General features: G+C 51.6%; 17 protein-coding genes. 7 read left to right on the top strand and 10 right to left on the bottom strand.

All coding sequences use genetic code 11. The features are described 5' to 3' along the window. Positions 1-79: 79 nt before the first annotated feature. Positions 80-2521 (bottom strand): outer membrane beta-barrel protein, encoded by a 2442-nt coding sequence (locus tag ACO064_RS00660; protein WP_421825504.1) that lies wholly within the window; start codon positions 2519-2521, stop codon positions 80-82. A 249-nt stretch (positions 2522-2770) separates the two neighbouring features. On the opposite strand from ACO064_RS00660, the gene ACO064_RS00665 reads away from it, so the two are divergent. Next, the gene (locus tag ACO064_RS00665; protein WP_421825505.1) at positions 2771-3808 is read left to right on the top strand and encodes a sensor histidine kinase; all 1038 of its coding nucleotides are present in this window, start codon (positions 2771-2773) and stop codon (positions 3806-3808) included. Continuing rightward, positions 3805-4515 (top strand): LytR/AlgR family response regulator transcription factor, encoded by a 711-nt coding sequence (locus tag ACO064_RS00670; RefSeq protein WP_421825506.1) that lies wholly within the window; start codon positions 3805-3807, stop codon positions 4513-4515. Before ACO064_RS00665 ends, ACO064_RS00670 begins: the two co-directional genes overlap by 4 nt. Here the strand turns inward: ACO064_RS00670 and ACO064_RS00675 are convergent. The 3 genes from ACO064_RS00675 to ACO064_RS00685 form a co-directional block, all read right to left on the bottom strand. Further along, positions 4479-4811 (bottom strand): TIGR03643 family protein, encoded by a 333-nt coding sequence (locus tag ACO064_RS00675; protein WP_421825507.1) that lies wholly within the window; start codon positions 4809-4811, stop codon positions 4479-4481. The two genes, ACO064_RS00670 and ACO064_RS00675, sit on opposite strands and share 37 nt — an antisense overlap. Positions 4812-4904: 93 nt before the next feature. Beyond that, positions 4905-5732: a sterol desaturase family protein gene (locus ACO064_RS00680; protein ID WP_421825508.1), complete on the bottom strand. Its 828-nt coding sequence runs from the start codon at positions 5730-5732 to the stop codon at positions 4905-4907. 196 nt (positions 5733-5928) lie between these two features. Continuing rightward, complete coding sequence (locus ACO064_RS00685) at positions 5929-6726, bottom strand: SRPBCC family protein (protein WP_421825509.1); 798 nt, start codon at positions 6724-6726, stop codon at positions 5929-5931. 222 nt (positions 6727-6948) lie between these two features. Here ACO064_RS00685 and ACO064_RS00690 point away from each other — a divergent pair, with 222 nt between their 5' ends. From ACO064_RS00690 to ACO064_RS00700, 3 genes are all read left to right on the top strand, one after another. After that, on the top strand, positions 6949-7065 hold the full coding sequence (locus ACO064_RS00690) for a 30S ribosomal protein THX (RefSeq protein WP_138991675.1): 117 nt from the start codon (positions 6949-6951) through the stop codon (positions 7063-7065). Positions 7066-7161: 96 nt separating this feature from the next. After that, positions 7162-9111: a tetratricopeptide repeat protein gene (locus ACO064_RS00695; RefSeq protein WP_421825510.1), complete on the top strand. Its 1950-nt coding sequence runs from the start codon at positions 7162-7164 to the stop codon at positions 9109-9111. Between the two features lie 43 nt (positions 9112-9154). Beyond that, positions 9155-9727, top strand: a complete 573-nt coding sequence (locus ACO064_RS00700) for a pyridoxamine 5'-phosphate oxidase family protein (RefSeq protein ID WP_421825511.1) — start codon at positions 9155-9157, stop codon at positions 9725-9727. Here the strand turns inward: ACO064_RS00700 and ACO064_RS00705 are convergent. The 6 genes from ACO064_RS00705 to ACO064_RS00730 all read right to left on the bottom strand — a co-directional run bounded on the left by ACO064_RS00705 (position 9716) and on the right by ACO064_RS00730 (position 16436). Next, a complete protein-coding gene (locus tag ACO064_RS00705; RefSeq protein ID WP_421825512.1) occupies positions 9716-10903 on the bottom strand; it encodes a gliding motility-associated C-terminal domain-containing protein in 1188 nt (395 codons plus the stop codon). The genes ACO064_RS00700 and ACO064_RS00705 overlap by 12 nt on opposite strands. Positions 10904-10920: 17 nt before the next feature. Then, positions 10921-12012 carry a Gfo/Idh/MocA family protein gene (locus tag ACO064_RS00710; RefSeq protein ID WP_421825513.1) on the bottom strand — a complete coding sequence of 364 codons (1092 nt, stop codon included), beginning with the start codon at positions 12010-12012 and terminating at the stop codon, positions 10921-10923. Between the two features lie 89 nt (positions 12013-12101). After that, positions 12102-12728 carry a gluconate 2-dehydrogenase subunit 3 family protein gene (locus ACO064_RS00715; RefSeq protein WP_421825514.1) on the bottom strand — a complete coding sequence of 209 codons (627 nt, stop codon included), beginning with the start codon at positions 12726-12728 and terminating at the stop codon, positions 12102-12104. 111 nt (positions 12729-12839) lie between these two features. After that, entirely contained in the window at positions 12840-14582 is a 1743-nt protein-coding gene (locus ACO064_RS00720) for a GMC oxidoreductase (protein ID WP_421825515.1), read from the bottom strand. Positions 14583-14725: 143 nt separating this feature from the next. Next, complete coding sequence (locus ACO064_RS00725; protein WP_421825516.1) at positions 14726-15970, bottom strand: RNA polymerase sigma factor; 1245 nt, start codon at positions 15968-15970, stop codon at positions 14726-14728. A gap of 112 nt (positions 15971-16082) precedes the next feature. Next, the gene (locus ACO064_RS00730; protein WP_421825517.1) at positions 16083-16436 is read right to left on the bottom strand and encodes a YciI family protein; all 354 of its coding nucleotides are present in this window, start codon (positions 16434-16436) and stop codon (positions 16083-16085) included. 111 nt (positions 16437-16547) lie between these two features. Here ACO064_RS00730 and ACO064_RS00735 point away from each other — a divergent pair, with 111 nt between their 5' ends. Then, positions 16548-17504, top strand: coding sequence for an L-threonylcarbamoyladenylate synthase (locus ACO064_RS00735; RefSeq protein ID WP_421825518.1), 957 nt, complete (start codon positions 16548-16550; stop codon positions 17502-17504). 454 nt (positions 17505-17958) lie between these two features. Continuing rightward, a complete protein-coding gene (locus ACO064_RS00740) occupies positions 17959-20604 on the top strand; it encodes a vWA domain-containing protein (protein ID WP_421825519.1) in 2646 nt (881 codons plus the stop codon). Positions 20605-20633: the final 29 nt, after the last annotated feature.

Genomic DNA, 20633 nt, shown 5'->3' on the forward strand with positions numbered 1-20633 from the left:
TATGCATCCGGATTGAAAAGCCCCCTTCAGGGGGTTGGGGGCAGAACAGAATGCCTCAACGAGTTTCTATCTCTACCCCTCAATCCACTCTTCCTTTCTCCGCATCGGCGGCATTGTCGTTGTGCCGGCGTTTCCGGGCGAAGGTTTCTTTGCCAAACCGGTACGAGAACGCCACCCCAATCCGGCGCGTATCGTTGACCTGGGTATGAAATGCATCGGCCTGTTTCAGACTGACCGTTCGGTCTTTTAGTTTCCATGAATGAAACAGATCTTCAGCTAACAAGCGAACACTTCCTTTGTCTTTTAAAACTTTCTTTTGCACCGCCAGATTGATCCGATAACGCGGATCCGTTATCCTTTGCCCATTCAAATCTTTGGTGACAAAAAAACCGGTTATTTCGCCATTCCAGCCTTTTTCAAATTTTAATTGATTGACAAGATTCATTCTGGCCTGGTAGATTTCCGGGTTAAGTTTTTCAGAATAAGCCATCCCATTTAATGCCATGTGGGCGATGGTTAAGTTGGCACTTAACGTCCACCATTTTGTGAGTGATTGGGTTAAATTGGTTGCCATGGCCAGAATACGACCGCTTGCCACGTTGTTCGGACTGGTGATAAAAATATCATCGATGGCTTGTATCGTCTGAAAAATCACATCGGTAAACTGATTGTATTGCAACGCAATGCCGAAGTTACTTTTATGCTGGTACTTCAATTCATATTGAAAATGGTATTGCGGTTTTAACATCGGATTTCCTACCATATAAGTATACGTATCCCGGTAGAATAAAAACGGATTCAGCAGTTGGTAATTCGGGCGACTAATCCGACGGGCTATGCTCATTGTCAGGGTGTTACTACCCAGGCTATCCAGCTTATACCGTAAAAAAGCCGTAGGAAACAAGCGCATGTACTTCATATCAAACGCGGTTTCTTTTACCTCCGCATTTCCCAACTGACGGCCATTTACCAGCGTATTTTCCAGTCGAAAACCGAGTTGGGCCGCCATCCGTTTCCACTCTTTGCGGCTGTTGAGGTAAGCCGCCTGGATGGTTTCCCGGTAGATGAAATGATTGGATTTGCCGTAATCCGGGGTTTGGGAAGTACCTGAAACGGAATAATAACGGGAATCCGTATCATTGGTTACAAAACTGGATTTAAAACCAGCTTCCACAACGGCCTTATTTTTTAAGGGATGCACGTAATCGGTTTTGGCCGTATAAATGGCGGTTTCCGAAGGCAGATTATACAAAAAATCACTACGGTTTGTATTGGAATAGTCCGCGTTGCTGATCATCGTAGTGAGTCGTTGATCACCCATTGTCTGGTGGATACTGTAGTTGACATCGGCCGTGAGTTCCCGACCCTCCGGGTTGAATTTATGCTGAAAATTGCCATTTATTCCCAGATTTCGCCAGTTGAAAGTACCCTTGGTATACCCTTTTCCAAGCGAGTCTAAAACTGAATCGGCCCCACTATTTTTACTGAAATAATCGAGCCTTTCCTGCTTGGTACGGTTCTGATAATTAACCACAAAACCGTAAGTTGTTCTGGACGAAACGGCATAATCCATGCCCAGCCGAGTCATGATTCCGGGAACGGTATACGTAAGATTATTCTGTAAAACGACCGAGGAGATACTGGAAGAATTCTCATTGTAAAGCGTTCGGTTATACGAATCATCTGCGTAATCAGCATCCCGGCTATATCCCAAACTCCCAAACAGGTTTATCTTTTTACGGTTGAAATTAACGTTGATTACATTATTGGTCCGTGCCGTCACGCCCTGGCTATAACTGGCGGAAATATCCCCGACAAAACCCTGCACCCGGTTTTTTTTCAGACGAATGTTAATGATGCTTGTTCCAGCCGCATCGTATTTGGCGGGCGGGTTGGTCATCAGTTCAATTTTATCCAGCGAACCGCCGGGCAATGACTTCAGATACGACGCCAAATCCGGCCCGGACAGGTAGGTTTGCCGACCGTCGATCAAAACCAGCACACCGGCTTTTCCGTTCAGGCTAATTTCGCCGTCGGTACCGACCATAACACCGGGCGTTTTTTCGAGCACTTCCAGCGTGTTGCTGCCGACACTGGAAATCATCGCATCTACATTTACGACGGTTTTATCGATATCCTGCTCGATTAGAGGTCGTTTTGCCACTACGACCACTTCGTTTAGCATTGTTTTTGAGGCAGTTAGAATAATCACCGGCAACGAAACCACCGGGTGCTGGTCGTCGATGGTCAGCAACCCACTCCGGTAGTCGTTGCTGCCAACGCTTGAAACGCGCAGGGTATACTGGCTATTGGTCAGGTTTTTAAGCTCGAATTTGCCCTTGCCGTTGGTGATTTCACCCCGGACCAAAGTCGAATCTGAAGCGCTCAACAAACTCACCGTCGCGCCCGGTACGGCTTCATTGCGGGAATCCTTGACGACGCCCCAAATGGTTTTGAGAGCGGATTGAGCCGACGCTGAAACAGCAATAAGAAGGAAGAGGATGGAAAAAAATGACTTCATGGTTAGTCGTTGTAAAAGCAATTGTCATACTTGCCGAGCAAATATGAATGGCGCAACGACCGTCGGCAATAAATCAGGCCATACTGCACTGACCGGCTGACAGAACGCGAATTTTGGGGGTTAAAATACTTGGTACGGCCATACAAGGTTTATGTCAGCGGTTTATTCGGGTTCATCCGGGATGTTTACCGGAGTGGAATATTTTCGTCAGCTTTGGAATTCAACCCAGCCCATGCGGATGCAACAAATATGAAGAAAGCAGAAAATACGGACTTTGCAGGACTAACGGAACTTCAAAAACACCTGGTTTTTAGCCTCATTACGGCCGTACCGATTTACCTCGCAAGTAATTTATATACCCAATCCATCGTGACGCGGGATGATGAAGAAGCGGCCTTTGCCGCCACCGCGTTCTTTTTGGGAGGCATCTATACTGGTCGGTACATTTCGCTGGTGTGGGTATCGAAAAAAATACCGCTACGCCTTTTCATTGGTTTATCAATTTTCAGCATTCTCTGCATTTGCTGGATTTTTTTTCACGCCGATTTTCCGCTCGGGGAAACCCGGGTTTTTCTCAATTTAATCTTGTTTTATTTGCCGCTTTTCCTGATGAGCATTGCCATTGGAATGCTCATTAAACTGGGGCGAATAACCGTTGAAAATCAGCTACAGGAATCGAAAGCCGTAGCCGAACAAAGCCAGAGCGAGTTGCATCTACTCCAGTCCCAGTTAAGTCCCCATTTTCTTTTTAACACCCTGAATAATTTATATGGTATTTCAATTTCTCAACACGAGAAAATTCCCACGCTATTATTAAAACTTTCTGATTTACTCCGGTATTCGGTGTATGATGCCAAGGAATTGTTTGTGCCTTTGCGGGACGAACTGGCGTATATCAATAACTACATCGATTTCGAGAAAATACGCATCGGCGACCGGCTTACCCTCACGACTTCGATGGAAGACCTGACCCGTAGCGACATTAACATTGCGCCGATGTTGCTCATTGTGTTTATCGAAAATGCCTTCAAGCATTCCAAAAACACGACAGAACCGTATATTTCGATTGAAATAAACCTGAAAACCTGGGGAAACTATCTCCTATTTTCCGTGAAGAATTCACACGGCTCAACGTCTGACGAAAATAGTCTTCTTGAAAAAAGAAGCGGTTTAGGGCTGGCTAATGTCAGAAAAAGACTTGATTTGCTGTATCCCAATGCTCATGAACTCTCCATACAGGACGAAGGCGGTTTTTACCAGGTCATGTTGCAACTGAAAGTAAAATGAAAACATTCCATTGTTTGATCGTGGATGACGAACCCATTGCCCGGGAAATTATCCAGACCTATTGCGGACATTTCCCGAATTTAAAAGTCGTAGCATCTTGTGCCAATGCGCTGGAAGCCAAAGCAGAACTTCAAAAACAGACCATCGACATTCTTTTCCTGGACATCAATATGCCGGTTTTGAATGGGATTTCTTTTTTGAAAACACTCAGAAATCAGCCGCAGGTTATCTTCACAACTGCTTACAAAGAATATGCTGTGGATGCCTTCGAGTTGTCGGCCATCGACTATTTATTAAAACCTTTCTCGCTGGAACGGTTCATCGTCGCGGTCGACAAAGCACTGGAACGATTACAGCCTGTCCCTGTAGTTCTTCCGGAAACCATTGACAAAAACACAGAAGATTATCTCTTCGTAAAAACCGACGGAAAGATTTATAAAATTTTTTATTCCGATTTGTTATACGCGGAAGCCAGCGGCAATTATACAAAAATTATAACGACGCAAAACACGATTCTGCCCGGCATGACGTTCTCCAGTTTTGAAGAACTGCTCCCCAAATCCCGGTTTTTACGGGTGCATCGCTCCTTCCTGGTCAACAAATCGAAGATCACGCACATCGAAGGAAACCGGGTTTTTATTGGCAAAAATGAAATCCCCATCGGCAGCAATTACCGGGACGTTTTTTTGAAATCGCTGGGGTTGTAACGCATCGTTTTAGAAATCCGGTTGTGGGTCACCGTCCGCTGCTGGTTCGATTTAAACCGGGCATCTTCCACCGCCGACAAAGCCGCGTGTTTGGTAGCCCGTCCCTGAACCCTCTCGCGCCACTTTCGCCACGACGACGGTTTCAGTTGCCGACGCATGACGTCGATCACTGCCTGTTCCGACAGCCCAAACTGAGCTTCGATGGCATCAAAGGGCGTGCGGTCTTCCCATGCCATTTCGACAATGCGGTCCAGGTCTGTTTCTTTAAGCTCAAGTGCCGGTTTGGAACGTTTCATACCGAAATAACGAACCCGACTTTCACATAATTCCCCAGTTGGCCGTGTCTCAAGTAAAAACAAATACGTTGGTCGCGGGAATGACTCCTGCCCCTATACCGGGGGGCCAAAAAGAATATTGACGACCTCGCGGGCGGTTTTCGCCTTCCGCAGGTCGCGGCCAATCTCGACCCAGACGTGGAAGTTCAGATACACCGGATTATAGGACTCCACCGGTTTGGTCAGGCCGTAGACCGGCACTTCGTCCTCCTCCTGAAACGTGCCGAACAGGCGGTCCCAGATGATGAGCGATGAGCCAAAATTCTTGTCGAGGTAGCGGTCGTTACTGCCGTGGTGGACCCGGTGGTGGGAAGGCGTCACAAAGAAAAATTCAAACCAGCGCGGCAATTTGCCGATCATTTCGGTATGAATCCAGAATTGGTACAGCAGGTCGATCTGGTAGCACGTCAGGATAACAACCGGGTTAATGCCTGATAACCAGGCTGGTATAAAGAACACCAATTTCAAATGCTGGGTCCACGAATTGCGGAAAGCCGTCGAAAAATTCAGGTGTTCGGACGAATGGTGCGTAACGTGCGTAGCCCACCAGACGCGCTGTTTGTGGGCAATCCAGTGCGCTGTATAGTTGCAGAAATCAATCAGCGCGTAGGCCAGCAGCCAGGTCCACCAGCGGGTTTCGAGCCGCCAGGGCGTGAGGTGATAGAAAAACAATGCCATCCCGAAAACACTGGTTTTCAGAATGGCATTGATCAGCAGGCTTCCGGCCCCAATGCCCACCGACGACCAGAAATCGCGGCTTTGATACCGGTGTTCTTCGTCGTGGCGGGTCAGCCAGAACTCCAAAAGAACGGAGCCAAACACCACCGGGGCGGCATAGGCGGTCAGGGGGAGCAGTTCGTGCTCCAGTTGTTGCAAGTCCATTAGGTCGTTGTTATTTACTGTTCGACCCTATGACAGTTGTAAAGCTGAATCCCCCTATTTGAAGGTGAAAAAATTAATATCGAATACTGAATGTTGAATGGCGAATAACGAAGTAAGTGCCGAGATCCAGTGCACTTACTTCGTTATTCGCCATTCAACATTCAGTATTCGATATTCTTTATTTAATACATGCCTATCAAAGCTGTGCGCTTCCCGTCGGCAATTCGCTCGGCTGATTCAGCGCGGCTTCAACATCGTCTTTCTCCATGATTTCCTTAAACCGGTACAGGTCTTTTTCGATCATCTGCGAAAATGTCGGGTTAAAGAGTTTCATGAGCGCGCTACCGATCTGGCCCACGGGTGGCCGGTAGTGGATCGTGGCCAGAATTTCGGTTCCAAAACCGTCTGCCGAATCCCGAAACCGCACCTCGCCCGCGTTGTCGACCCGGGCACCTTCTACCGATTTCCAGACCAGCCGCTCGTTGGGTGTTTCGTGGATTAGCTGGGCATCCCATTCCACCGTCCCCAGGGCCTCGGCCACCGCGCCACCCGTCGGTGAAGCCTGGGCAACCCAGTGGGAATGCGTCGAATCCAGTTGACTTACTTCTTTCAGGTGGGACATAAACCGGGGCAGATTCTCCAGTTTCCGCCAGAATTGATACACCTCTTCGCGGGGTTTGTAAATGGTCATACCGGCTGAAATTTCGATGGGTTTTACCGCCGTTGCTTCGCCCTGTGCCGTATTGCGGCCCACGGCTTCACTAACAGGGCAATGTCCCGACAACCCCCGGTACGCCAGATAACCACCCGCTGCAGCCAGTAACAACCCGCTCAATGATCCGCCTTTCAGGCCAAAGGCCACCAGCAGGGCACCCCCGGCTGTCGACCAAACCCGCTCCTCTTCTCCCACATTGATTCGACTCGATCCGCTTATTTCCGGTTCGAGTGGTCCGATTCCGGACTGGCCCGAAACCGGTGTTCCTGTATTCGCCATACCTGTATTTTTTTGCGTTTTTGTTTGCAGGATAACCCGATCCGGGGACAGATGTTTGGAAATATGAGGGATTGGCCTTACCCGATAGTTCAAAGAATGGACGCGGACAGGGTTCCTGGCGATCGGCCTTTGATTTGTGCGATTAAATGATTAACTATGATTTCTTGTTGACAATTGCCGTCAATGAGGATCTTTTACATCTACACACATAAATTTTTGAACATGGGAAAAGGAGATGTTAAAACCAAACGTGGTAAAATCTGGCGCGGTTCGTACGGCGTAACACGCCCCAAGCTGAAGGATCAAAGAGGAAAAATAGACAAAGTTGTTAAGGAATAGCCCGCTATTTTCCACAAAAAAGCCCCGCCAGATGACCTGCGGGGCTTTTTTGTGGTATACCTTTTGCGGCAATTTACCCGAACTCTGCATCCTGCCATGGCCAAAAATAAACCGACCGGACAACGGACCAACCCGTCGCGTTCACAGGCGTTACCTGCCTCTTCTTCCTTAAAACCGACCCAGCCAGTACCACCCGCGCTGGCGATAAAGGGCTACCAAACCTACCTCTGGCTCCCGCTGCTGCTGCTAACGGTTTTCATCGCCTACGCTTTTGGATTCAGCAATGGGTTTGTCGACTGGGATGATTCGGAATATGTATTCGGAAATCCGTACGTTCTGGAACCCACCGCCGATCACGTCCGGACGTTGTTCAAGTCGGTGGTTGCGCTGAATTACCACCCGCTGACGATGTTGTCTCTGGCCGCCAACTCGGCTTTTTTCGGGCCGGAAGCCACGTCCTTTATTGTTACCAACACGGCAATGCATCTTCTCAATACGTTCCTGGTTTTCGGTTTTGCGTATCAATTAAGTCATAAAAATCAGTGGGTTGCGCTGTTTGTGGCCGCAGTTTGGGGACTACATCCGATGCACGTCGAATCGGTCATCTGGGTGTCGGAACGGAAAGATGTCCTCTACACGTTTTTCTTCCTGTCGGCCTGTCTGACCTACCTCCGCTACCGGATTTCAGGGTCAAAATTCTGGTTATTTCTAACGTTTTTGTTGTTTGTAGCATCATGTATGGCGAAGGCGATGGCGGTCGTACTGCCTTTTGTCCTTCTGCTGATCGATTATTGGAAAGCGGGCGATCAAAGCCTTAAAAAGACCTTTCAACCGGCGGTTTTAGTTGAAAAACTCCCGTTTCTGCTGGTAGCGGTTTTCGTGGGTCTGGTGGCAACCAACGTGCAGGCCGGGGGTGATTTTCACGGCTGGCTGCTTCGGATTGCGGAAAAAAAAGACGCCGTCGGGCAGGAACCCTTTGCCGCCCGCTGGCTGGTCTACGGCAGCTACGGTTTTCTGATGTACCTCATCAAACTCATTGCCCCCTTTCGGTTGTCGGCTTTTTATCCCTATCCCGAAAACGTCCGGAACATCGAGCCGCAACACTGGCTGGGACCGGTGGCTTTTCTCATTGTGATTGGTTTCACTATTTGGCAATTGCTGAAGGCAAAAAACGAGCGGCAACGGCTGGTGGTTTTTGGTATCGTTTTTTTCCTGATTACTATTTTCCTCGTTCTGCAATTCATGACCGTCGGAGCCGCCATCATGGCCGACCGATACAGCTACCTCTCCTATTTTGGCCTGATCTTTCTGATTGTATATGGATTATACCTGCTGACGGGCGAATCGCCTTCCCGGTTCCGGCTGGCTACCATCGGTTTAAGCGTCTTTACCGCCTTGTGTTTTTACCGGACGGTTCAACAGGTGAAAGTCTGGAAAAACACCGAAACGCTCTGGCTCCATGCGCTTCAATATTACCCTGACAACGACCAGATGCGTGAGGGTCTGGGTGATTATTATGGCAAAAATAACCGCATCGACGAAGCCATGCAGCAATTCAAGGCAGCCGTGGAGAACGGCAGCAACCGCTACCATTGCTTCGAAGGGTTGGGCAATGCTTATGGACTGAAAAATGACTTTCCAAAAGCGCTGGAAATGTATAACCAGGCCATCCGGATGGATTCGACCAAGAGCGATGTGTATTATAACCGGGGACTGACCTACAACAAAACCAGTCGTTTCCAGGAAGCCCTGCGCGACTTCAACAAAGCCCTGGAGCTGGCACCCGGCAAAGATTCGGTGGTGCTGACGGCGCGCGGTTTTACGTATCTGCAACTTAAACAATACAAAGAATCCCTGGCTGATTACGAACGGTATCTGCGTTACAAACCCAGGGATCCGACGGCGTTGCACAACCGGGGTGTCGACCGGTTTTACCTCGGCGACCGCGCCGGAGCTTTAGCTGACATCCGCCGGGCCGTAGCGCTGAAACCGGATTACGAAGAAGCAAAGAATAACCTCCGGCAATTGGAACAGGCGGGGCAATAGCCGTTTTTTGGTATATTTACGCTCCGCTAATTACACGAACTTTATGGGTAAATTTCACGATGCCATCAAGTCTCCTCACCAGACTTTCATCAAAAAACAACGCATTTTTTTCGTCAGCACCGCCCCGCTGAGTGGCGATGGTCGCATCAATCTCTCGCCCAAAGGACTGGACTGTTTTCGCGTATTGTCGGACAACCAGGTGGGCTATATGGATCTCATCAGCAGTGGCAACGAAACCTCCGCCCACACCCTGGAAAATGGCCGCATCACGATCATGTTCTGCTCATTTGAAGGTCCGCCCCTGATTTTGCGGCTGTACGGCAAAGGGCGTACGGTTTTGCCCGGTTCGGAAGAGTGGGCGGTCTATGCTCCAAATTTCACGATTTACCCGAGTACCCGCCAACTGATCCTGGCCGATATCGACCTGGTGCAAACTTCCTGCGGATTTGGCGTACCCTTGTTCGATTACGCCGGTGAGCGCGACATCCACTTTGAGTGGGCTGAGAAAACCGGCAAAAAAGGACTTGAGGATTATGTTATCGAAAAAAATCTGACGAGCCTCGACGGTTTGCCGACCAGCATTGGACTGGAAAGAACGGAATCATTACGGCACTAACACCACGAAACCCCGTTTTTGCCACCGCCTGCCATCCGGTTTTTCCTGATCCAGCCAGTACGAGTAGGTTCCCGGCGAAACGGTTCTCCCCTGTTGTTTACCATCCCAACCGGTTAGGGCATCATCCGTCGAAAAAACCACCTCGCCCCAGCGATTGAAAATCGTCAGCGTTGCCTTTCCGCTCAAAAGCCCCTGAAGCTGCCACTGATCGTTGATGCCATCGGCGTTGGGACTGAACGCGTCGGGCATGAACACCGTCGAGTCGGGAACCGGAGCGGGTTTGGGTGGTTTAGGGGGCGTATAACACACCTCGGCGGAAGGCGCAGCCTGTAAACAGGTATCGGCGAGAATGAGTCGAAAACAAACCGCCACCGTCGTATCCGCATCCAAACGGACCGTTGCATTCACTGCGTCCGAGCGATGGCTGGTTTGGACGTAGGTTCCGCCGGGCGACCGCTGTTCAATCCGGAAGCGGTTGCCGCCGGGATTGCTGATGGTCAGGTCGATCGAATGGGCACCGACGGCCTGCACCTGGTCGATGACGGGCGTAATGGCTTTCGTATCGGGCCGGAAAGAAACCCGGGTCGTGCCGCCACAATTGCCGTAGAGATGCACTCCCCGAACGGAAATAAAACGCTGGCTATCATTGGCGTAGGTATGAACCCCAACGGGAGACACACCACCAAGCTGCTCCTGCGTCCCATCGCCCCAATCGATCCGGTACCAGTCGTATTGATACTCCGCCGACTTCGGAATGGTGACCATCACCCGCGTTTGGCAGCCCGTCACCACCAGTTCGGGCGGCAGCGTGTCGTACACCTGAACAATGGCGCACACCCGAAGCTGGCGTCCGTCCTGTTCCGAATATTGCAGAACCCGGAATAGTCCGGGCTTTCGATAGGTAAAAACCGAATCCCTGATCAAGTCCGAATCTTTTACCGCTCCTCCCTGATAATCATACACATACCGAACGTTCGTCACATTTCGGAGGCCGCTTGTGGCCGTAATTTTCAGAGGCATGCAACCAATGCCGGGGCTGATCTGAAGCGAACCCGTAAACTGACCGGCTGTAGGCGTACACTGATCCGGCTGGGCGAGGCTGAAGCGGAAAATGAAAAGAAAGAATACAAGGAAGAGAATCCCGGAACGATGCGTTACGGCTTTAGCGAGATTCATCGGTCGGGTGGTTTACACTAGGTCAACTTCACCGATTGGCCGGATTTGGCCGCCCGATAAATCGCTTCCACAATCCGGATGTCGCGCAATCCTTCTTCGCCGGGGGCAATCAAGGGTTTGTTGTTCATGATGGCGTCGGCATCGTCGTCCATCTGCATGGCCTGCTGGCGGGGAACGTCGTAGGGATGTTTGATTTTCACCCCACCCGATGCTTCACCCGTCTGACCGTTGTAGGCCGAATACGGTTCCATTTTCAGAAACCCTTTTTCACCCGTCACGTGCAGGAAATTCATATTGATCCCGAAGCTGGTCTGAACTGCTGCCCGCGCCCCGCTCGGAAACACGAGTTGGGCCATTGTGGTCTCGTCCAGGCCGTTTTTGTAGATTTCAGGACGAGTCGTATATTGCTGGGCGGTCACCGAAATCGGTTCTTCGCCCGTTGCCAGCCGCGCGCCCTGCAACACATAAACGCCCATGTCGTACATCACGCCCCCGCCCATTTCCTTTTTCTGCTTCCAGTGCGTGGTGCGGTTGTCGTTGTAGCCCGCCGAACAGCTCACCATCTTGATCTTGCCGATTTTGCCGTCACGCAGAAACTTGATGTATTCCTGCGTATTCGGTTCGTGCTGCAGTCGATAACCAACGGCCAGCGAGCGTTTGTTCTGCTTGCAGGCGTTGATCATATCCTGGCACTCCTTTTCCGTCATGGCCATCGGTTTTTCCACCCAAACGTGTTTGCCCGCTTTGGCCGCCCGGATCACATACTCGCGGTGCATGGATGGGGGTAAAATCACATAGACAACATCGATGTCCGGGTTATCGGCGATTTTGTCGAAGTTCTGGTAGTTGTACACATTCTTTTCGGGAATGTTGTACTTCTTTGCCCAGGTCTCGGCTTTCGAAGGAGTTCCGGTTACAATACCGGCCAGATAGCAATTTTTGGTCAGTTGCAAAGCCGGCGCAATCAGGTCGGTACTGTAATAGCCCAGGCCCACCAGTGCCACACCCAGCCGGTCTTTTTTGGGCGACTGTGCAATGGTCAGGGGCGAAAACGCCAGTGAAGAAGCAATCAAACCAGTTTGTTGCAGAAAAATCCGTCGAGTAGCCATAAGGGAATGATGAGTTACGAATGATGAACGATGAAGATGAGGGCGGTATGGAGATTGCTACAGCCCGTTCATCGTCCATCATTCATCATTTATTCGTCGTAGCTTAAATTGTATTGCTTCAACACATCAGCCGGAACGCCCTCCCACTGGTTGGGCGTGTTGCCGACGTAGCCGAGGTCTTTGATACCCATCTGGCTGGTGAAAAAACCGGTGGCGACAAACCCGCGCATCATGTTGAAAAACGCGACGCCCTGCGACATTTCCGGCTTGGCTTTGCCCGGGTAGGCGATTTCGTCTACGATTTCGATTTGCTGGGCTTTCAGACAATCAGCAAACTTCTTGCCAAACCGCTTCGTACACACGTTGTCGAGCCAGCGAAGGCCACCCCGCATCGGCGTCTGCCACTGCGGCTGGTCTTTCATCATAAACTCGATAAACGCCGGGGTCCCTGCCTGCGACGCACTGCCGGATTTGGCATCGGCCGGGATAATGATATCCCCCAATACCGTGACGGTTTTCAGTTCGTGGGGTGTAAAAAACTTGTCGGCATTCAGTTTGGCATCGCGCTCCGCTTCAAATTTCTGACGACCACCGGGGATTTTCGCCGGTTTGACATCGGGAGGCAGGATGGATTCAGCAGCGGAAATCTGCGGATTCAAACCGGCAAATCCAAGGCTGCTGAGGGTTATGGCTTTGAGAGAATCTCTACGTTTCATATTTATGCGGGTTTACGGTTTACGGTTTTCAGTTTACGGTTGGCTGACGCATTCATTTCATGTGTGCGTCAGCCAACCGTAAACTGAAAACCGTAAACCGACTACCATAAATTAGATATTCTTTTGTTTGACCTGATCGATGATGTAGTCGGAAGTCCGCCAGGAGTTGGCCAGGATCGTCCACGTCACGTTTTTGTCGCCCTGCGACGGGAAAGCAGCCGCGTCGACCACGAACAGATTCTTGACGTCGTGCGCCTGCGAATATTTGTTCAGCACCGAGTTTTTCGGATCGTTCCCCATCCGCGCCGTACCGATCTCGTGGATAATTTTACCGGGAGCCTCCAGACCGTAGTTGGTTTCCGGACCTGGTTTTTTACCCAGCGCAATACCGCCCATCGCATGAATGATTTCCTCGAAGGTATCCTGCATGTGTTTGGCCTGCTTGATTTCCGCTTCGCCCCATTTGTAGTTGAAACGCAGCGTCGGAATCCCGTATTTATCAACCGTGTTCGGGTCAATTTCACAGTAGTTGCTTTCCAGCGGAACGGGTTCGCCCCGACCGGCCATCCCGATGTTGGCACCGTAGAACCGGCGGAAATCGTCTTTCAGATCCGCACCGTAGCCACCAGCCGCTTTCGGTTTGCCATCGCGACCCGGCACAATGCTGTTCCGGCCTTCCATGCCAAAGCCAAAACCGTACATCGGCATACCCATACCGCCACCGTATTCGATGTGATAGCCGCGTGGGAAATCCAGTTTTTTGTTGTCGAGCCACCAGGGTGAATAGACGTGCGCACCGCCCACACCATCTTCATTATACCGCTTGCGATCCATCAGGGCCGGAATGAAGGCCCCGCGCGAAGCACCCGTTGAATCGTTGAGGTATTTTCCAACCACACCGCTCGAATTGGCGAGTCCGTTCTGGAAACGCGCCGACTTGGAGTTGAGCAGCAAACGTGCCGTTTCGCAGGTACTGGCCGCCAGAACCACCACCTTGCCCATCACCGACTGCTCGGTCATGGTCGGCACATCGACGTAGGAAACGCCGGTTGCCAAACCGGTTTTCGGATCGGAAATCACCTCACGGGCCATCGCACCGTTGATCAGCGTAACCCGACCGGTTTTCACCGCAGGAATACACAAGACCGACGACGACGAGAAGTCGGCATAGGCCTGACAGGCCCTGCCACACTGGGCGCAGTAGAAACAGCCGCCCCGGTCGTGAATGGGTTTGGTCAAAATCGAAAGCCGCGAGGGAATAACCGGCACACCGATGCTCTTCCCGGCTTTCTTGATCATCAATTCGTGCAGACGCGGTTTGGGAGGTGGCAAAAACCGGCCATCGGGTGCATCCCGAAGTCCTTCTTTAGAGCCGAACACCCCAATCAGGTCATCTACTTTGTCGTAATAGGGCGCGTAATCGTCGTAGCTGAGTGGCCAGTCTTCTCCAATTCCCGTCAAGCTTTTCCGTTTGAAATCGTCGGGACCCATGCGCAGAGAAATCCGGCCCCAGTGGTTAGTCCGTCCGCCCAGCATCCGGGAACGGAACCAGTGAAATTCGGTGCCTTTGACGGCCGAATACGGTTCACCTTCAATTTCCCAACCGCCCCAGGCCGCATCGAAATCACCAAACGCACGCGTTGTTCCGGCACCACGACGGGGCGACTCATACGCCCATTTTAACTGGTTAATATACTTAGGATCAGCCGGATCGAAATACCCTCCGGCTTCGAGCAAACATACCGTGGCACCCGCTTTGGAAAGCTGATAAGCCGCCATTCCGCCCCCGGCTCCCGAGCCAACAATGACAACGTCGTAAACTTTCGCTGCCTTTTTTATTTGTGGAACATCCATTGAATTTTGGTTTAGTGAGTAGGTCACTGAAGTGATTACGTGAATACGCTGCTAAAAGTAATACCGAAAGGGATAAATATCCATTTTTTTAACAGAAAAGCAACTATCCACTTCCATCATTACTGCTAAAACCGTTCGGCAGACTACAGGAGTGTTTCGATTTTTTTGCGGAGCAGCTGTTTTTCGGCTCCGGACGTGGTGAGGTGCAGGGCGCGGTCGTAATGCTGGCGGGCGCGATCGGTCTGGTGGAGTTGGGTATAGAGGTCACCCAGTATGGCGTGGTAATACTGATTCGTCTCCAGCCCCTTGATTTGCAAAACCGCCAGCAGAGCCTCCATCGGGCCGTCTACTTCGGCGAGTGCGACCGCCCGGTTCAGGGCCACAATGGGGCCAGGTTTTCGGTCGAGCAGCAAATCGTAGTACCGGAGGATGGTCGGCCAGTCCGTTTTCTCGTAGGTGGGTGCCAGGCAATGCTGCAGGGCAATGGCGGCTTCGAGGTGGTAGTCAGAGAGTTCGTTGCCTGCCGCCGAAGCCGTCAGTTGGCGTTTTCCCTGCGCAATCAGCGCCCGGTTCCATTGTGTCCGGTCCTGGTCTTTCAGTAGCACAATGGCCCCCGTTGCATCCGTCCGGGCTTCGAAGCGGGCGACCTGGAAACACATCAACGCCAGCAGCGCGTGGGCCGAAGGGGTGGTCGTCCGGGGTGTTTGGATGAGCAGCAACGTCAGGCGCATGGCTTCTTCGCACAAATCCTGCCGGATGAGCGTGTCGGGGTGCGACGAGGTGTAGCCTTCATTAAACAACAGATAAATACTTTTCAAAACCGCATTCACGCGGATGGGCAACTGCGGCCCGGTCGGCACTTCCAGCCGGATTTCGTTGGCACGAATCTTCTCTTTGGCCCGGTAAATCCGTTTGGTAATGGTTTCTTCACTGGTCAGAAAAGCGTTGGCAATCTCGCGAATGCTCAACCCGCAGAGAATTTTCAGACACATCGCCACCTGCGACTCGAACGGCAGCGACGGATGGCAGCAGGCAAACAGCATCCGCAACTGGCTGTCGTTGATCTCGTCTTCGAAAAAAAACCGCTCCATCATTTCTTCTTCCTGCCGTTCGCTCGCCCATTCTCCGCTGATTTGCCGGAACAACTTCTCACGACGAACCACGTCCAGCGCCTTGTTTTTCGCCACCCGGTAGAGCCAGGCCGAGGGGTTCTCGGGAATGCCCTGAAACGGCCAGCTTCGCAGGGCCTGCACCATTGCATCCTGCACAATATCCTCCGCCAGCTCAATCCGGTCGAACCCCAGCATGGCCGCCAATACCGAAACCATCCGGCCTGCTTCATGCCGGAAAAGGTGCGCGACGAGTTGGGAAGAATCGGAAGATGACAAGGATTTTTAAAGGAATTTCAAATGTAAAATGATGAACGTCAAATGTAAAAGTAGCCGGACACGCCATTCACTTTTACATTTGGCGTTCATCATTTTACATTTGAAATTTCATTTACTCAAACTTCTGAATCTGCCGCACTTCCACTTTCCCGCCAGTTTCAAAATGGGGGCAGCCTTGCGCCAGTTCGATGGCTTCGTCGAAGGTGTCGGCGGTAAAGAGCATGTAGCCGCCCACGATTTCCTTGCCTTCCGTGAACGGGCCATCGGTGACCACTTTGCCGCCGTCGGTCAGCACTTTCCCGGCGGGCAACAACGCTTCGCTTCCGATCATCTTTCCCTGAGCGGCAATTCCGCCAATCCAGGTGTTCCATTTCTCGATTTCGGCCTGAAAATCTTCAGGTGACAGATCTTGAAAAGCGGTTTCATCCATTTGTTGTCCGTGGAAGATCAGCATAAATTTTTCCATTGGTGATACTGCGGTTTAACGTGATTGTTTGGTTTTTGACGCTAAGACGAACGAAGGAATGGAAACCGGACAGGAAAATAAAATTATTTTTCAAAATCGTACCTTTGCAACATGGTACAAATTGGAACAGACGTTCAGCAGGCAAAAGACTTCCTGGTAGCGGGAAAAGTGATTGGATTGCCCACCGAAACCGTGTATGGACTGGCGGGCAACGCCCTGAATCCGGATGCTGTTCTGGATATTTTCAGGGTCAAAAATCGCCCTTCGTTCGATCCACTCATCGTCCATACCGATTCGATCGACAAGGTCGAGTCGTTCGTGACGCGGATTCCGGAACCGGCGCGTCGGCTCGCGGAGCGGTTCTGGCCCGGCCCGCTGACGATTTTACTACCCAAAAAACCGATCATTCCCGATCTCGTTACCTCGGGGCTGGAAAACGTGGCAATCCGGATTCCCAACCATCCGCTGGCCCTCAAACTGCTGGCTATGCTCGATTTTCCACTGGCAGCCCCGAGTGCGAACCCCTTCGGCTACATCAGCCCCACCACCGCCCGGCACGTGGCCGATCAGTTGGGCGACCAGATTCCGTATGTGCTCGATGGCGGCCCCTCCACAGTCGGCATCGAATCGACCATCATTGGGTTTGTCGAAGGTGGGCCGATTGTGTACCGACTGGGTGGCATGACACTGGAAAAACTGGAAGCCATCGTTGGAAAGGTGTCGGTCCGCAGCCACTCGACCTCCAACCCGAAGGCACCGGGCATGTTGAGCAGCCATTATGCGCCCCGCAAACCGCTTTTTCTCAAAACCCCGGAACAAGCCCTGGCGACCTACCAGCCCGAGCGCATTGGGGTGCTGGCCTTTGACGCCATGACCCGGCTGATTCCGTTGGAGAACCAGCAGATTCTGTCGGTTACGGGTGACGTTTCCGAAGCCGCCAAAAACCTGTTCGCGGCCCTGCGCGCTCTCGATCAGTCAAACGTCGATGTAATCATAACCGACCTGCTCCCCGAAAGCGGGCTGGGCCGGGCCGTCAACGACCGCTTGCGCCGGGCCGCGTTCAAATAAAAAAGCCTTATTTCAAACCGAAACGGGCAGGATTACACTATTTCAATTCCAAATCAGTACGATTATTTGGCTTATCAGCCCACTGCCGCACCAGCGGCCCGGTTTAGCTGTGGGTTTAGCGTAAAGTTCCACCTACTACAGAACCGTTTTAACGGTTTTATCGGCCCGAAAACCGTTAAAACGGTTCCGGAATGATTCGGTTTCGTTTCTATTTCCCACAGCTAAAGCGGTGGGCTGATAAACATTCAACCCGGCGGTTATTTCGTTTAAATCAGTCCATTCCAAACCAGTACGATTAAACACCTACGTGGTGGGCGGGCCACCATGTAGCTTACCACGCTGAAGGGGGTTTTACAAACTATGCTGGCGGTATTTCGTAAACGGTAACCAAAACTTGATTCAAAGGTCACATCTTGCAATCCAATCGACAACGTTACTACCATCCCACCCCATTATGAACACGTCTCTTTTTCTAGCCCTCCTGGCTTTCGGCGCGTACAGTTCGTACAATCCGGAAGAAAAACCGCCCCAACAGGCCCTCAATCAGTACGTTGCCTTTCTGAATCAGTCGGTCGATGTTGTTTTTGACCGGATGCAGGTGCTGCAATCGTATTATGCCGCCACGAAGCAGTTTCGCACCCGGTCGGGTACGCTAATCCGGCTGTCGTCGTCGGGGCCACTGGAAGACTATTACTACCGAAAAGCCCTCGAAACGACCGACAACGGCCTCAGTGCGCAGGAAAGCCAGCAGCTCAACGGGGAAGCCGAAGCCCTCTGGCAATTGCTCGAAGCGTTCGACCAGTCGGGAAAAGCGCTGGAAACCTACGTCCGGCTGAACGATTACCAGCCCGACGGTTTGAAGAAATCGGATGCGTTACTGGCCGACCTTCAGAAGCAGGCCGGGCAGATCAGCCGCAAACGGGACGCTTTTTTTCGCCAGATTCAACGGATTTACCGCGTTTACCAACCTTACGACGCCAGCGATCCGTACCTGAAACTGGAGCGTGAAATGGTCCAGATTCTGATTCGCGAAAAACAAACGCTGGCGTCCTGGCCGTTTTCCCTCAACGAAGAAGCCCCTTCGGGCTGGCCCGTGGATAGCCTCCGCGATAGCATGCTGCACGACGCCGAGGTGCTGGCTGGTTTTGGCAAAAACGAGTCGGCCATCGCCTACCCGGCTTCCAGTATGATCGGTTCGTTCAAAAATGCGCTGCAATCCATTCTGGGTCTGAAACAGGACGCCATTAATACCTATACTTTTGAGGCCAAAAAGTCGGCGCAACACGGCAACCGCGTGTATCTGAGCCTGATCAATCACTACAACAACGATCTGCTGTCGTATTACCAGGCCTTTGTCAAGTACAGTGTCCCGACCAAACACCTGCTGGATTTTCCCAAATTCTGCCCGGTTTTTGTTCTGGAATCTGCGGGAATGGCAGCGCAGAAAACCGCCCGTACTGAACCCTTCCGGGATTTGCCGCGGATTCCGTTCAAAACCAAACCGTCGGCGGCTCCGGCTTCCGACGTTACTTTCCACGCCCTGAACGCCTACATCGACTTCATCAACGAGTCACTTCGGCAGATGAATCACCTCCAGGTTCAGGTGCGAAACTACCAGTCGTCGGCCGAATACCACCGCTTTCCAGACCCCAACCGGCGACGGGGTCAGTTGACGTATTCGCACACGGAATACAAACTACCGCTGGCCGACTACCAGCTTCTCCTCAACGGCAGCAAACCCATTCCGGCGGAGTACCGAACCGCGATTAATTCGCAGACGGAGGTGCTGATGAACATGCTGAAAGAAATGGATGGGCTTAGCATCGAACTGATTGGCTACACGCAGGAAAAACAGTATGAACAGGACGGTTTGAAGCTTTCTGACGCCATTCTGGATCGATACGCCACTTTGTTCGATCTGTTTGATCAAAAAAAAGAGCAGTTGTATCATGACGTTCGGCGGATTCACGAGAGCTACAAACCGGCGAATCCGGCCAGTTCGTGGCACCTTGCCGGCAATGCGCTCCTGAAAGCCATTGACGACAACAAGACGGTTTTGTTCGGCCTTCGGTCGTACTACGGGAACGAAACCACGCAGCTTCCCGCAACGGAAAAGCTGGAAGAAAACCGCCGGTCGCTGATTACGAATGAATACACAAATCTGAAAGGACTGACCCGCTACGGTCGCAGCAACGGCCTTTGCCCCTATTCGCCCTACGAAGATGTGGCCGAAAATACCGGGCGGTTTGCTGAAAAGGCCCGAACGGTCAAACCGGCTTCTCCGACGGGTTCTCATCCCTACGAGTCGTTCTATTATTTCTACAACAACGAGCTCGTTTATCAATACAACAAGTTCAGCGAACTGGCCAAAACCGGCGTTCTGAAAACAATCATGGAACCCAATCTGTTTGCGTTCCGGCGACCGGTAACCGCCAGACAAACCGAACCGGTTGCCGATAAAGTTGAACCGGCGGCACCCGTTCCGACCCTTCCAGCACCGGTTTCTCTCCCAACACCCGCGCCCGCACCCACCGAAGCAGCTCCCACACTGGACGGTTTTGCCACCAACAACATGGTGCTGCTGCTGGATGTTTCGGCTTCGATGGAGTCGCCATACAAGATGCCTTTGCTGAAAAAATCCATCAAATCGCTGCTGCCGCTGCTGCGTCCCGAAGACCAGGTTTCCATCGTCGTATATTCGGGGAAGGCCAAAGTGGTGTTGCAACCCACCTCCGGGGCGAAAACCGCCGACATTGCCCACGCCATCGACCAACTGCGGTCGACCGGCGAAACCGACGGCAACGACGGCATCAAAACCGCCTATAAACTGGCCGAAAAGCACTTTATTCCCTGGGGAAATAACCGGATTATTCTGGCCACCGATGGCGAATTCCCGATCAGCGAACCGGTGTATGAATTAGTCGAACAATCAGCCCGTAAAGACATCAATCTTACAGTGTTAACCTTTAGCCGAAATGTGGTTAATTCGGCCAACCTGAAAAAGTTAGCCACCTTAGGGCAAGGCAGTTACGAACATGTTACTGAATCAAAAGCTCAGTTACAATTAATCCTGGAAGCCCAGGCCCGAAAAGCCCCCTGAATCCCCATTAACTCTTCACTCCTAACGCT

It is taken from the genome of Larkinella sp. (assembly GCF_965227735.1).
In the GTDB taxonomy this organism is placed as follows: Bacteria; Bacteroidota; Bacteroidia; order Cytophagales; family Spirosomataceae; genus Larkinella.

Bases quoted from the DNA above. Each gene is read 5' to 3' on its own strand.
- ACO064_RS00670 (WP_421825506.1), top strand. From the start codon at position 3,805: ATGAAAACATTCCATTGTTTGATCGTGGATGACGAACCCATTGCCCGG.
- ACO064_RS00740 (WP_421825519.1), top strand. From the start codon at position 17,959: ATGAACACGTCTCTTTTTCTAGCCCTCCTGGCTTTCGGCGCGTACAGT.
- ACO064_RS00685 (WP_421825509.1), bottom strand. From the start codon at position 6,726: ATGGCGAATACAGGAACACCGGTTTCGGGCCAGTCCGGAATCGGACCA.
- ACO064_RS00665 (WP_421825505.1), top strand. From the start codon at position 2,771: ATGAAGAAAGCAGAAAATACGGACTTTGCAGGACTAACGGAACTTCAA.
- ACO064_RS00700 (WP_421825511.1), top strand. From the start codon at position 9,155: ATGGGTAAATTTCACGATGCCATCAAGTCTCCTCACCAGACTTTCATC.
- ACO064_RS00720 (WP_421825515.1), bottom strand. From the start codon at position 14,582: ATGGATGTTCCACAAATAAAAAAGGCAGCGAAAGTTTACGACGTTGTC.
- ACO064_RS00660 (WP_421825504.1), bottom strand. From the start codon at position 2,521: ATGAAGTCATTTTTTTCCATCCTCTTCCTTCTTATTGCTGTTTCAGCG.
- ACO064_RS00710 (WP_421825513.1), bottom strand. From the start codon at position 12,012: ATGGCTACTCGACGGATTTTTCTGCAACAAACTGGTTTGATTGCTTCT.
- ACO064_RS00695 (WP_421825510.1), top strand. From the start codon at position 7,162: ATGGCCAAAAATAAACCGACCGGACAACGGACCAACCCGTCGCGTTCA.
- ACO064_RS00705 (WP_421825512.1), bottom strand. From the start codon at position 10,903: ATGAATCTCGCTAAAGCCGTAACGCATCGTTCCGGGATTCTCTTCCTT.
- ACO064_RS00680 (WP_421825508.1), bottom strand. From the start codon at position 5,732: ATGGACTTGCAACAACTGGAGCACGAACTGCTCCCCCTGACCGCCTAT.
- ACO064_RS00730 (WP_421825517.1), bottom strand. From the start codon at position 16,436: ATGGAAAAATTTATGCTGATCTTCCACGGACAACAAATGGATGAAACC.
- ACO064_RS00735 (WP_421825518.1), top strand. From the start codon at position 16,548: ATGGTACAAATTGGAACAGACGTTCAGCAGGCAAAAGACTTCCTGGTA.
- ACO064_RS00675 (WP_421825507.1), bottom strand. From the start codon at position 4,811: ATGAAACGTTCCAAACCGGCACTTGAGCTTAAAGAAACAGACCTGGAC.
- ACO064_RS00715 (WP_421825514.1), bottom strand. From the start codon at position 12,728: ATGAAACGTAGAGATTCTCTCAAAGCCATAACCCTCAGCAGCCTTGGA.
- ACO064_RS00690 (WP_138991675.1), top strand. From the start codon at position 6,949: ATGGGAAAAGGAGATGTTAAAACCAAACGTGGTAAAATCTGGCGCGGT.